At 63.9% G+C, this 12,145-nt stretch carries 12 protein-coding genes; 6 read left to right on the top strand and 6 right to left on the bottom strand.

The window, feature by feature from the left end:
* Positions 1-19 precede the first annotated feature (19 nt).
* Positions 20-463, top strand: coding sequence for a MarR family winged helix-turn-helix transcriptional regulator (locus tag D8Z78_RS18300; RefSeq protein ID WP_121633823.1), 444 nt, complete (start codon positions 20-22; stop codon positions 461-463).
* A gap of 33 nt (positions 464-496) precedes the next feature.
* Here the strand turns inward: D8Z78_RS18300 and D8Z78_RS18295 are convergent, their stop codons facing one another.
* Positions 497-1,621 (bottom strand): ROK family transcriptional regulator, encoded by a 1,125-nt coding sequence (locus D8Z78_RS18295; protein ID WP_121633825.1) that lies wholly within the window; start codon positions 1,619-1,621, stop codon positions 497-499.
* 253 nt (positions 1,622-1,874) lie between these two features.
* Between D8Z78_RS18295 and D8Z78_RS18290 the strand changes: the two genes are divergently transcribed.
* The 3 genes from D8Z78_RS18290 to D8Z78_RS18280 all read left to right on the top strand — a co-directional run bounded on the left by D8Z78_RS18290 (position 1,875) and on the right by D8Z78_RS18280 (position 5,043).
* A complete protein-coding gene (locus D8Z78_RS18290; protein WP_420824327.1) occupies positions 1,875-2,912 on the top strand; it encodes a sugar ABC transporter substrate-binding protein in 1,038 nt (345 codons plus the stop codon).
* 253 nt (positions 2,913-3,165) lie between these two features.
* A complete protein-coding gene (locus tag D8Z78_RS18285) occupies positions 3,166-4,233 on the top strand; it encodes an ABC transporter permease (protein ID WP_121633827.1) in 1,068 nt (355 codons plus the stop codon).
* A 21-nt stretch (positions 4,234-4,254) separates the two neighbouring features.
* Positions 4,255-5,043, top strand: a complete 789-nt coding sequence (locus tag D8Z78_RS18280; protein ID WP_121633829.1) for an ATP-binding cassette domain-containing protein — start codon at positions 4,255-4,257, stop codon at positions 5,041-5,043.
* Between the two features lie 30 nt (positions 5,044-5,073).
* Here the strand turns inward: D8Z78_RS18280 and D8Z78_RS18275 are convergent, their stop codons facing one another.
* The 5 genes from D8Z78_RS18275 to dctP all read right to left on the bottom strand — a co-directional run bounded on the left by D8Z78_RS18275 (position 5,074) and on the right by dctP (position 10,388).
* On the bottom strand, positions 5,074-6,084 hold the full coding sequence (locus tag D8Z78_RS18275) for a carbohydrate kinase family protein (protein WP_121633831.1): 1,011 nt from the start codon (positions 6,082-6,084) through the stop codon (positions 5,074-5,076).
* Positions 6,084-7,058, bottom strand: a complete 975-nt coding sequence (locus D8Z78_RS18270; protein ID WP_121633832.1) for a beta/alpha barrel domain-containing protein — start codon at positions 7,056-7,058, stop codon at positions 6,084-6,086. The genes D8Z78_RS18275 and D8Z78_RS18270 overlap by 1 nt, the downstream gene beginning before the upstream one ends.
* 220 nt (positions 7,059-7,278) lie before the next feature.
* Complete coding sequence (locus D8Z78_RS18265) at positions 7,279-8,679, bottom strand: TRAP transporter large permease (protein ID WP_121633834.1); 1,401 nt, start codon at positions 8,677-8,679, stop codon at positions 7,279-7,281.
* On the bottom strand, positions 8,679-9,308 hold the full coding sequence (locus D8Z78_RS18260) for a TRAP transporter small permease subunit (protein ID WP_121633836.1): 630 nt from the start codon (positions 9,306-9,308) through the stop codon (positions 8,679-8,681). The genes D8Z78_RS18265 and D8Z78_RS18260 overlap by 1 nt, the downstream gene beginning before the upstream one ends.
* 63 nt (positions 9,309-9,371) lie before the next feature.
* Positions 9,372-10,388 (bottom strand): TRAP transporter substrate-binding protein DctP, encoded by a 1,017-nt coding sequence (gene dctP / locus D8Z78_RS18255; RefSeq protein WP_121633838.1) that lies wholly within the window; start codon positions 10,386-10,388, stop codon positions 9,372-9,374.
* Between dctP and D8Z78_RS18250 the strand changes: the two genes are divergently transcribed.
* Positions 10,387-10,701 carry a hypothetical protein gene (locus tag D8Z78_RS18250; RefSeq protein WP_128910848.1) on the top strand — a complete coding sequence of 105 codons (315 nt, stop codon included), beginning with the start codon at positions 10,387-10,389 and terminating at the stop codon, positions 10,699-10,701. The genes dctP and D8Z78_RS18250 overlap by 2 nt on opposite strands.
* Before the next feature lie 119 nt (positions 10,702-10,820).
* The coding region (locus tag D8Z78_RS18245; RefSeq protein WP_128910847.1) for an acetate--CoA ligase at positions 10,821-12,145 on the top strand (1,325 nt) is incomplete at its 3' end.

The following is a 12,145-nucleotide window of genomic DNA, read 5'->3' as shown; positions in this document are numbered from 1 at the left end:
CTTTCGCTAAGGCTTTGATATGACGGAAAACGTTCCCCTGCCCGATTTCGACCTGTCGCGCTTCATGCCCTATCGGCTGGCCGTGGCGGCGCAGCGCACCTCGGAGGAGTTGGCGCGGCAATATCGCGACCGGTTCGGCATCTCGATCCCGGAATGGCGCGTGCTGGTGCATCTGGCGACCGCCGAGGATGTGTCGGTGCGCGATATCGAGGCGCGCGTGGCGATGGAGAAATCCAAGGTCAGCCGGGCCGCGACACGTCTGGAAGCGCAAGGATACGTGACCAAGACGCAGCATCAGGGCGACCGCCGCCTTGTCCGCCTGAAACTGACGCCGCGCGGGCGCGAACTGATGGCGGAACTGCTGCCCTTGGCCCAAGCCTATCAAGACGAGATCGAAGCGCGGCTCGGCGCCGCGTTCGCGCACCTCGAATCCGGGCTGACGGCGCTGTTGCAGGATAAATGAGGGCGGATGGGTCAAACCCATCCTACAGACCTGTCACTCGATCAGGAAACGGTCCGACAGGGGCAGGCTCGCCGCGCCAAGAACGCGCGCATCCGGCCCCACACTGCCGGGCAGGACCCGCGGCGGCACCACGCCCGACAGGTCCATGCGCGCCAGCGCCTCGGAGGCCGCAGCGACGAGACCGGCCCGGACCGGATGCGGAATCCAGCCGTCGATCCGCACTTCGGGCAGGTCCAGCACGCAGATCGCCGAGGCAACGGCATGGGCCAGCCCGGCCCCGGCACGCGTCACCCAATCCTCCAGCAGGTCGGTCGGCACCTCCCATGCGGCGGGCGGCTCCCACAGGCAGGCGGTGTCGTGACCATCCTCGGACATCGTGCGTTCCAGCACGCATAGCGAAGCCATGTCGATCAGCTGGACCGTCCCCCCGCCCGGTTGCGGCACCGGCATCGAGCCCAGTGCCCCGGCATTGCCCGTGCGTCCGGTGAACAGCTGATTGTCCAGCACCACCCCGCCACCCGCGAAGTAACCGATGTAGAAATACAGGAAATCCGGAGAGCGATCCGACGATCCAAAGACCAGTTCTGCCCCGCAGGCCGCCGACGCGTCGTTCTGCATGAACACCGGCAAAGCCAGATCATCGGCCAGTTCGGCACAGATGTCGCGGCTTTGCCAGTCCGACATCTTGAGCGGGTCGAGCCCCAGTGACACCGCCCAGTCCCAAAGCTGGAACGGCATCGCCACACCCAGCCCGCCAATGCGGTCGCGCTGCGCCGGGCTGAGTTGCGCGGCCAACTGGCCAAAGCTTTCGCGGGCAAAGCGCACCGTCGCATCCGGCGTCGGATAGGCATAGGTGATGCGCGCCCGCGCCCGCACATGGCCGAGGAAGTCCGTCAGCACCAGATCCGCCGACCTTCGCCCGATCTTGAGACCCGCGAAAAACGCCCCCTCTTCGGCCAATCGCATCGGCACCGAGGGCTGACCCACCCGCCCGCGCACCGGCTCGCCCTTGGCCAGCAGGCCCTCGTCTTCGAGCTTGCGCATGATGACGGAAACGGTCTGCGCCGACAGACCGGTGGATCGGGCCAGATCCGCCTTGGCCATAGGGCCATGACGGCGCAGAATCGTCAGAACCAGCCGTTCATTCTGGGCCCGCATGAGCCCCTGATTGGTGCCCCGAGCAACAAATTTTAAATTATTGTCAGTGACTTGCACCGCGTCCTTGGTATTCACGCGACGTCCTCCCTGCCCGTACACTGACCCCGAGTGCGACCTTCTGTCAATAATAATTCACTGAGATTTATTTATTGACAGCCGCCGCGAATCCGCGTTTGTTAACGCTGAGAGAGGCGGCAAGATGCCTGTTTGAACGGCAAGCGGCCCTGCTCACACGACCTTAGGGAGGATTATCGTGAAAACTCTGAAGAAAACCCTTGCGCTCGGCGCATCTGCTCTGGCCTTCACCGCGATTGCTGGCGCGGCAACGGCTGGCAGCCACGGCATGACCTCGGCCTGCCTGATCACCAAGACCGACACCAACCCGTTCTTCGTCAAGATGCGCGAAGGCGCAATGGCCAAGGCCGAGGAGCTGGGCATCGAGCTGAACGCCTATGCGGGCAAGGTCGACGGCGACAACGAGACCCAGGTTCAGGCCATCGAGACCTGCATCGCCAACGGTGCCAAGGGTATCCTGATCACCGCGTCCGACACCTCGGCAATCGTGCCGTCGGTGCAGCAGGCCCGCGACGCCGGCCTTCTGGTCATCGCGCTCGACACCCCGCTGAACCCGATCGACTCCGCCGACATGACCTTTGCCACCGACAACTTCCTTGCAGGTGAGCTGATCGGCAAGTGGGCCGCTGCAACGCTGGGCGACGCCGCCGCAGACGCCAAGATCGGCATGCTGGACCTCGCGATTTCCCAGCCCACCGTCGGCGTTCTGCGCGATCAGGGCTTCCTGACCGGCTTCGGCATCGACGTGAAGGACCCCAACAAGTGGGGCGACGAGGATGATCCCCGCATCGTCGGCAACGACGTGACCGCCGGCAACGAAGAAGGTGGCCGCAAGGCGATGGAAAACCTGCTGGCGAAAGATCCGATGATCAACGTCGTCTACACCATCAACGAGCCCGCCGCCGCAGGTGCCTATGAGGCGCTGAAGGATATCGGCCGTGAGAATGACGTGCTGATCGTGTCCGTCGACGGCGGCTGCCCCGGCGTGCAGAACGTCAAGGAAGGCGTGATCGGCGCGACCTCGCAGCAGTACCCGCTGCTGATGGCCTCGCTGGGCATCGAAGCGATTGCAGCCTGGGCGAAGGACGGCACCAAGCCGGAAGCGACCGATGGCAAGGACTTCTTCGACACCGGCGTGGCGCTGGTGACCGACAAGCCCGCCGAGGGCGTCGAGTCCATCGACACCGCCGAAGGCATGGACAAGTGCTGGGGGTAATTGCCGGATCGGGGCGTCAATGACGCCCCGACAAACTCTCCGGGGGAGAGTTTGAGGCAATTACGGGCGAAGCCCCGGGGCCTGCCAGTGGCGCGCCCCGCGACCCGCCCAAGACCGGGCATTTGGGGGAGGATACGGCCCCTGCCCGGCCACAGCCTGACAACACGACAATCCGGGGGGCAGGCGCCTGCCTGCTCCCCGTTTTCTATTCCGGCGGCCAAAGCCGCCCGCGCCTTGGAGAGGGGAGGCAGACATGTCCAACTCGGACAACTACGAAGCCGCCGCAAGCGGAGCATCAACCGAAGTGGCATCCTTTGCCGACACCAAGAAGGGCTTCGTCGGCCAGTTCCAGCACGCCTTGCACGTCAACCCGGCCATCGTGCCGCTGATCGTGCTCGTGGCGGCCATCATCATTTTCGGCCTCTTGCTAGGGTCGCGCTTCTTCTCGCCCTTCGCGCTGACGCTGATCTTGCAACAGGTGCAGATCGTGGGCGTTCTGGCCGCAGCGCAGGCCCTGATCATCCTGACCGCAGGCATCGACCTGTCGGTCGGCGCGCTGGCGGTGCTGTGCACCGTCGTCATGGGCCAGTTCACCTTCCGCTACGGGCTGCCCGCGCCTGTGGCCGTCGCCGCCGGTCTGGCCGTCGGCACCGCGATTGGTGCTGTGAACGGCTGGCTGGTCAGCCGCATGAAGCTGCCGCCCTTCATCGTGACGCTGGGCATGTGGCAGATCGTTCTGGCCGCCAACTACCTGTATTCCAACAATGAAACCATCCGCAGCCAGGATATCGAGGCCGAGGCCGCCTTCCTGCAATTCCTGGGCACCAAGATCAATATCAGCGGCGCGATCTTCACTCTTGGCGTGGTCTTGATGATCGGTCTGGTGTTCGGTCTTGCCTATGCGCTGCGCTCGACCGCATGGGGCCGCCACGTCTATGCCGTGGGCGATGACCCGGAGGCGGCAGAACTGGCAGGCGTGAATGTCCACAAGACGTTGATGTCGGTCTACATGCTGGTGGGGTTCATCTGCGGTCTCGCCGCTTGGGTGATGATCGGGCGCTACGGCTCTGTCTCGCCATCCGCCACGACCGGTGTGATCGGCAACATCCAGTCCATCACCGCTGTGGTGATCGGGGGCATCTCGCTGTTCGGCGGGCGTGGCTCGATCATCGGGGCCTTCTTCGGGGCGCTGATCGTCGGCGTGTTCGAACTGGGCCTGCGCATGGCCGGGGCTGACCCGCAATGGACCTACCTGCTGATCGGCGTGCTGATCATCGCCGCTGTCACCGTGGATCAGTGGATCCGCAAAGTCACCGCCTGAGCGTTCGGGGAGGATATTCAAATGACACAACCCATCCTGAAAGGCCGCAACCTGACCAAGCGCTACGGCAAGGTCACGGCGCTCGACAATTGCGACTTCGAACTGATGCCGGGGGAAATCCTCGCGGTGATCGGCGACAACGGCGCGGGCAAATCCACCCTGATCAAGGCGCTTTCGGGCGCCGTGATCCCCGATGCAGGGACCGTGGAACTGGACGGCAAGCCCGTCAAGTTCCAGTCGCCCATCGACGCGCGGGAAGCGGGGATCGAGACCGTCTACCAGACGCTGGCCATGTCCCCTGCCCTGTCGATCGCCGACAACATGTTCATGGGGCGCGAGATCCGGCAGAAGGGCCTCATGGGCCAGCTGTTCAAGCGGCTCGACAAGAAGGAGATGGAGCGGATCGCGCGCGAAAAACTCAACGATCTGGGCCTGATGACCATCCAGAACATCAACCAGGCGGTGGAAACCCTGTCCGGGGGCCAGCGTCAGGGCGTGGCCGTGGCCCGCGCCGCCGCCTTCGGGTCCAAGGTCATCATCCTCGATGAACCGACGGCAGCGCTAGGGGTGAAGGAAAGCCGCAAAGTGCTCGAACTGATCCAGGACGTGAAGTCGCGCGGCATTCCGATCATCCTGATCTCGCACAACATGCCGCATGTGTTCGAACTGGCGGATCGCATCCATGTCCACCGTCTGGGAAAGCGGCTCTGCGTGGTCGATCCCAAGAAATACTCGATGTCGGATGCCGTCGCCTTCATGACCGGCGCAAAGGAACCGACGCAGGCCGAGGCCGAGGCCGTCGCGGTCTGATCTTTCAAGTAGGATGGGTGATCACCCATCCTACCCCATCTCGCGCCAGCCCCAACGGTTGGCGCGGTCAAGACAGGCCTTGGCGCCGTCGACCCCGGAATAGGTATCCGCCGCCCTGAGACTGGCCGCAGCCGTCGCATGCGCCATCGCAAGACAGTCCGACAGCGGCTGGTCGTGATACCGCCCGTAAAAGAACCCCGCCGCAAACGCATCCCCGGCCCCGTTCGCGCCCACGCGCTGGTCGTCGGGCACCCGGACCGAGGGATGGTGCAGAGCGCCGTCCCGGGTGACGGCCACCGCCCCAGCGGTGAAATGCACGACGACCACCTCCATCGCCCCTTTCCCAAGCACCTCGCGCGCGGCGACTTCGACAGCGGCGATATCGGTCACCCCGTCGGTCACGGTGATCCGGGAGGCCAGCGCGCCGATTTCCGAGTCGTTGACCACAAGCGTATCGAGATGCGGCAAACAGGGCAGGACGATCCGGCGGATCGTCTCGTCGGGCGCGGTGACAAGTTCGAGATTGGTCTGCATCCCCGCCGCCCGCGCCCGGCGCAGGCAGGTCACCCAGCCATTGGAGTCGTCCCCCCAAGGCGCATCCATGCGCGGGTGAATACCCGGCAGGCCAAGGTGAAAGAAGCGCGCGTCGCTGTCCTCTGGCACGATGTGATCGGGGCAAAGCAGCGCGCCGGTGCCCGGGAACAGGATATGCGTGCGCCGCCCGGTCTTGGCCGACAGATAGGCGTCGGTCATCTGGGTCTGCGCCTCAGCGGTGCGGTGCAGGTTCGGATGGGTGATGCCGTGGGCATCCGCCACGTTCAGCAGGAAATCCCCCCATTCGCCCGCGCCGATCAGCCCTTGGGTCTCGACCGGGATGGCCGGGTCGAGCCGTTTGAGGTCACAGGCAAAGTTGCAGGCCGGGCCGCCCCCTGCCGGGACGATTTCCGTGACCGTGGCGAGCATATCCTCACCCGGCCAGTGATCGACGGTGATGTTGCGGTCGACAACCCATGTGCCCGCCGCCAGAAACCCGCCGGGCATCAGGCGATGTTCGGGCGCAGGATGTCCTCGGTGACTTGCAGATCATCGTCGAGCGACCGAAAGGGCGCGATGCCCGCCGCCTGCAGATCACCGTGATAGGCCTTCACCCCCTCTTCCGAGGTCACCCCCTCTTCCAGCACGCGGCGCATGGCGCGCAGCATGCAGAGGCTATCCTCGGAGCGATAGATCTTGCGCCCGAACAGCGCGACGCGCGCGCCGTATTTCTCGGCCTGTTTGATCAGTTCCAGACAGTCGCGGGTGGTGCCTGCGCCACCGCCAAGGATGCCGAAGATCAGGTTCTCGGGATCGTAGCCGGCAATTTCCTCGGTCGCGGCGGGGCCGTTATAGGCCGCCTTGAGAAACACGGGCCGGTCGATATGGCTGACACCTGCGAGGCAGCGCGCGATCATGTCGTTGTTATAGGCGGCAAAATCCGGGCACTCGACGGGGATCTGCGGGTTGAAGACTTCGAGGAAGTGGCGCATGCCCGCCGCCGTCGCCTCGTCCCGGAAGCGGCTATACGCTTCGAGCATGGCGATATCCCGGTCGAGATCGTTGTAAAAGGTCACCGAGAACAGACCCAGATCCGCAACGGCGCGCACGCGGTCCAGCCGGGCGCTGCGGAATTGTCGCGCCGGATGCGACGGGTAGACCGCACCGCGCGCGTGCCAGATATCGGTGGTGTCGTTCAGCCGCGCCGCCGGCGTGACGGGCGTGTTGGCAAAGGCCCCTTCGCGGGTCAGCACCTCAGTCGAGGAAAGCGACATCAGCATGATGTCGACCAACCCCGATTGCGTCACGCGGATCATGTCGTCGCGATAGGCGCGCAGCGGCTTGGCCTTACCATTGGCATCGGTTCCCGCAACCACGGCGCCAAAGGCCATGTCGCCATCCTTGGCGTCGGCGATGATGAAATCCCGGGCGGTATATTGGCCGCTTCGGATACGGGCCAGCTTGGCGTCGAGACTTTTCATGGTGGTCCTCCCTCTGACGGCACGCTAGCGCCACCAGCCGCCAAGCGGAAGACCGATTCCGGGCGGAGCCGCCCCGCGTCCCTCACGGCCCGGCAGCGTGACAAGGATGACGGGTCTGACGCATAGCGGAGCGGCGCTTAGGCCGCCGGAGCGTTCTACCTACGTCCGGAAAATGAAAAGCCCCGGGCAAGGCCGGGGCTTTTGTCACGCCGGAACCGGCTCAGGCCAGCGATGGCAGCCAGAGCACGATCCATGGGAACGTCACCAAGAGCGCGATGGTCACCGCGTCGGCGATGAAGAACGGCGTCACCCCCCGGAACACGTCCTGCACGCTCAGATCCGGGCGCACGCCTGCCACGACGAAGCAGTTCAACCCGATGGGCGGCGTGATCAGACAGAACTCCGCCATCTTGACCACGAGGATGCCGAACCAGATCGCGCACATCGTCCCCGACATGCCAAAGGCACTGTCCGCCGCCGCCACCGTCTCGCCCCCGTTCAGGGCCATGACCGCAGGATAGACCACCGGAAGGGTCAACAGCAGCATCCCGATCGCATCCATGAACATGCCCAGCACTGCATAGGCCAACAGGATGCAGACGAGGATCAGCATGGGCGAATAGTGCAGCGAGGTGATCCAGTCGGCAAAGGCGTTGGGCAGGTCGGCAAAGCCGAGGAAGCGTACATAGATCAGCACCCCCCAGATGATCGAAAAGATCATGATCGACAGTTTCGCCGTCTCGACCAGCGCGTCCTTGAGCTCTTTCAGGCGCATGCCCCGAAAAACCGCCATGAGGAAGACGATGAACGCGCCGATGGCCCCGCCCTCGGTCGGTGTCCCCCATGCATCGCCGCCAAACGGGTTGTAGACGAAGAAGATGATGATCACGACCACCGCCACGATGGGCAAGGCAGGCGGCAGCGCGGCAAAGCGTTGCCTCCACGTGAACCCGCGCACCGGCGGGCCGAAATTCGGCAGGACCAGAGCCAGCCCGATGATCAGCGCGGCATAGACAATGGCCGAGAACATGCCCGGAATGAAGCCCGCCAGCAGCAGCTTGCCCACGTCCTGTTCGACGATGATGGCGTAGATCACAAGGATGGCCGAGGGCGGGATCAGGCTGGCCAGCGTCCCGCCTGCCGCCACGACCCCCGCCGCGAACCGCTTGTCATAGCCGATCTTGAGCATCTCGGGGATGGCGATGCGGGCAAAGACCGCCGCCGTCGCGACGCTCGCCCCCGACACGGCGGCGAAACCGGCGGTCGCGAATACGGTCGACACCGCAAGGCCGCCCGGCACCCATGCGATCCAGCGCTTGGCCGCCTCGAACAGCGCGCGCGTCAGCCCTGCGTAATAGGCCAGATAGCCGATCAGGATGAAGGTCGGGATCAGGCTCAGCGCCTGACTTGCCACCTTGCCATGCGGCACCTGCCCCGCCGTCTTGACCGCGACGGTCAAGGCCCAGCCGAATTGCTCGGGGTCGTAGGACTTCTTCTCCCAGAAGATCCAGATCAGGCCGACCACACCGGCAAAGGCGGCAGCAAAGGCCACGCGCATGCCCAGCACGACCAGCAGGAACATGCCCCCCGTGACCCACAGGCCAATTTCAACACCGTCCATCAGTCGTGCCCCTGTACTTGATCCGCCTCGGCGGCGGCGATCTCGGCGGCGCTGAGCACCAGCGGCACGGCGACGGGTTCGGACAGCCCCAACAGGAAAGCCCGCCCATAGCCCCACAATTGCAGGACAAGCCGCAGGCACATGACCGAGAAGGCCACCGGCACCACCAGCTTGGCCGGCCAGATCGGCAAGCCGATATCGATCGAACTGTCGCGGCTGAAATTCGGGGCGTTCCAGTCAAAGCTGCGGTCGAAATGCGCCCAAGTGCCCCAGACCAGCAGGACCATCAGGACCAGAACCGCCAAGGTCGTGACGAACTCGGCCAGCCACAAGGGCCGCCCCTTGAGCTGCCCAACGAGGATGTCCATGCGAATATGGCCGCCATTGCGCTGCACGTAGGCAATGCCAAAGATCGCGATCAGCGGCATCGCCGTCTGAATCCAGTCGACATATCCCGGCAAGGGCTCGTTGAACAGGTTGCGCCCGGTCACCGACACCACCGCAAGCACCATCAGCCCGAAAGCGCCGATACCCGACACGAAGGCCATGCCCCATTCAAGCTTCTGCAGGCCGCGATCGCAACGCGACAACAGGCTGCCATCCTCCAGAACCGATGCTGCTCCGGCCATTCACCCCTCCGTCATTGTTTTCGTTGCCCGCCCCGAACGGATGCCGGGGCGGGATGGGCGGCCTCAGTTCGAGGCGCGCACCTCGTCGAGGGTCGTAAAGACGAGGTCGTAAAGCTCCTGCGCGGGCAGGCCTTGCGCGGACATCTCGGCGATCCATGCGTCATGGATCGGCTTGCCGGCGACCTCCTTGAACTTGCTCAGTTCCTCGTCCGAGATCATGACCTTTTCCACGTTCTTCTCGGCCAGCACGTCATCCCACTGCTTCAGCAGTTCCCCGTAGTTTTCGAGATAATAGGCAATCGCCTCGTCGACCGAGCTGTCGAGCGCCTCACGCTCCGCATCCGAAAGCGACTCGTAGGCGTCGATGTTCACTACGACCGGGCAGTTCACCGTGCCGGGGTTCAGGTTCGCCGTCCACCAGGCCGCCTGGTTGATCGTGCCAAAGGACAGGTGCGCGTGCTGGGCAAAGGCCACGGTGTCGACGACACCCGACTCCATCGCCTGATACGCCTCGGAGGAGGTCACAGAGGTCGGCACGCCGCCCACGGCACTGAACGCATCGCCCAGACCACCCGTCGCGCGCACCCGCATGCCGTCGAATTCCGACAGCTCGTCACGCGCCTCGCCGGTGCCGACAAGGTTGTATTGCGGCATGGGCGAGGTCATCAGCATCTTGGCATTCCACTGCGCCATCTCGTTGGCGACGGCGGGATGGGCGTAGACCGCGTGGCTGACGGCGACTTCTTCGTCAAGGTTCGCAACGCCGAGGAAGGGCAGTTCCAGCACGGTGATCGCGCGGTTCTTGTCGGCGTGGTAGCCGGCGCAAAACTGCGCCATCTCGAAGGCGCCGATGGAAATGCCGTCGAGGTTCTCGGTGTTCTTGGACAGGCCGCCATAGCTGATATTCATGGTGAATCCGCCGTCGGTCTTTTGCTCGACCAGTTCGGCGATCTTGTGGATGTGTTCGGTGAAGGCGCGGCGCTTGCCCCAGACGGACACGTTCCATTCGGTGGCGGCCGCCTCGGTGACGAACGTGCAGGCGATCGCCGTGCACAGCAGTTTTGCCGTGAGATGGGACATGGGTATTCTCCTCCTTGTTGTACGGCGGTTTTCCGCCTTGCTGCGAAGCGTAGAGGATCATCCGACGGGTTCAAGCCTTTATCACCCGCGCGGGATTCGCGCCGGGGTGGAACCGTTAGCGGTATACATTGGCATACCGCAGCGATTTGTCACACCCGACGCGGGTCAGGGTTTTGCAGGGATTAGCCGCTGCGGGAATAAATCAGCTAACTTAGCAAACCCGGAGATTGACTTTGAAAACACGGCGATTTTGGGCCGGGCCGCAAATTCATTTACAGATTGCCAAGCGCACCTGAAAATTATTTACAGCTAAACCATTATTTTTACGGTGCTTATTCATTTTTTTTCAATGGTCGCTAAAGTGCGCGTATCAGCCGGTGACGCTACGGCACGTATTCCGGCACAGCGTGACTTCTCAAAGGGAGGACCTTCATGACCGATCAGACGCCCGCCAAGGCCGCCAGCTACCCCCCATCCGCCACCATCGTATCCCAGGCGCATGTGGACGCTGCGAAATACGAGGCGATGTATGCGCAATCCGTGACGGAGTCCGAGAGCTTCTGGGCCGAACAGGCGCAGCGCATCGACTGGATGAAGCAGCCGACCGAGATCAAGAACGTCGATTTCACCCTGGGCCAGGTGTCGATCGAGTGGTTCCGCGACGGCACGCTGAACGTCGCCGCCAACTGCATCGACCGCCATCTGGAAACCCGCGGCAACCAGACCGCCATCATCTTCGAGCCCGACGATCCCAACGAGCCCGCGCAGTCGATCAGCTATAACGACCTGCACCGCCGCGTCTGCCGCATGGCGAACGTGCTGGAGTCACTCGGCGTGCGCAAGGGTGACCGGGTCATCATCTACCTCCCGATGATCCCCGAAGCCGCCTATGCCATGCTCGCCTGCGCGCGCATCGGTGCGGTGCATTCCATCGTCTTCGCCGGCTTCTCGCCCGATGCGCTGGCCGCGCGCGTCAATGGCTGCGACGCCAAGGTCGTCATCACCGCCGACGAGGCCCCCCGCGGCGGCCGCAAGACCCCGCTGAAAACCAATGCTGACAAGGCCCTGCTGCATTGCAAGGACGACGTCAAATGCCTGGTCGTGAAGCGCACCGGCGGGCAGACCACCTGGGTGGACGGGCGCGACTACGACTATAACGAGATGGCGCTGGAGGCCGACGATTACTGCCGCCCCGCCGAAATGAATGCCGAAGATCCCCTTTTCATCCTGTATACCTCGGGCTCGACCGGGCAGCCCAAGGGTGTTGTGCACACGACAGGTGGATATTTGGTTTACGCCAGCCTGACCCATGAGATCGTGTTCGATTACCACGCGGGCGACGTCTATTGGTGCACGGCAGATGTTGGGTGGGTGACGGGTCACTCCTACATCATCTATGGGCCGCTGGCCAATGGCGCGACCACGCTGATGTTCGAGGGCGTGCCGACCTATCCCGATGCCAGCCGCTTCTGGCAGGTCTGCGAGAAGCATAAGGTCAACCAGTTCTACACCGCGCCGACGGCGATTCGCGCGCTGATGGGCCAGGGTGACGAATTCGTAACGAAATGCGATCTATCCTCGCTGCGAATCCTCGGCACGGTGGGCGAGCCGATCAACCCGGAGGCGTGGAACTGGTACAATGACGTGGTCGGTGGCGGGCGCTGCCCGATCGTCGACACCTGGTGGCAGACGGAAACCGGCGGGCACCTGCTGACCCCGCTGCCGGGCGCACATGCGACGAAACCCGGCGCGGCGAT

This window comes from Tropicibacter alexandrii, assembly GCF_003667315.2.
GTDB classification, from domain to species: Bacteria; Pseudomonadota; Alphaproteobacteria; order Rhodobacterales; family Rhodobacteraceae; genus Tropicibacter; species Tropicibacter alexandrii.
Note: the sequence above shows the minus strand (reverse complement) of the source record. Positions and strands in the feature narration are given on the sequence as shown.

Bases quoted from the DNA above. Each gene is read 5' to 3' on its own strand.
- D8Z78_RS18295 (WP_121633825.1), bottom strand. From the start codon at position 1,621: ATGCGGGCCCAGAATGAACGGCTGGTTCTGACGATTCTGCGCCGTCAT.
- dctP (WP_121633838.1), bottom strand. From the start codon at position 10,388: ATGTCCCATCTCACGGCAAAACTGCTGTGCACGGCGATCGCCTGCACG.
- D8Z78_RS18300 (WP_121633823.1), top strand. From the start codon at position 20: ATGACGGAAAACGTTCCCCTGCCCGATTTCGACCTGTCGCGCTTCATG.
- D8Z78_RS18260 (WP_121633836.1), bottom strand. From the start codon at position 9,308: ATGGCCGGAGCAGCATCGGTTCTGGAGGATGGCAGCCTGTTGTCGCGT.
- D8Z78_RS18285 (WP_121633827.1), top strand. From the start codon at position 3,166: ATGTCCAACTCGGACAACTACGAAGCCGCCGCAAGCGGAGCATCAACC.
- D8Z78_RS18270 (WP_121633832.1), bottom strand. From the start codon at position 7,058: ATGAAAAGTCTCGACGCCAAGCTGGCCCGTATCCGAAGCGGCCAATAT.
- D8Z78_RS18280 (WP_121633829.1), top strand. From the start codon at position 4,255: ATGACACAACCCATCCTGAAAGGCCGCAACCTGACCAAGCGCTACGGC.
- D8Z78_RS18275 (WP_121633831.1), bottom strand. From the start codon at position 6,084: ATGCCCGGCGGGTTTCTGGCGGCGGGCACATGGGTTGTCGACCGCAAC.
- D8Z78_RS18250 (WP_128910848.1), top strand. From the start codon at position 10,387: ATGGGTATTCTCCTCCTTGTTGTACGGCGGTTTTCCGCCTTGCTGCGA.
- D8Z78_RS18265 (WP_121633834.1), bottom strand. From the start codon at position 8,679: ATGGACGGTGTTGAAATTGGCCTGTGGGTCACGGGGGGCATGTTCCTG.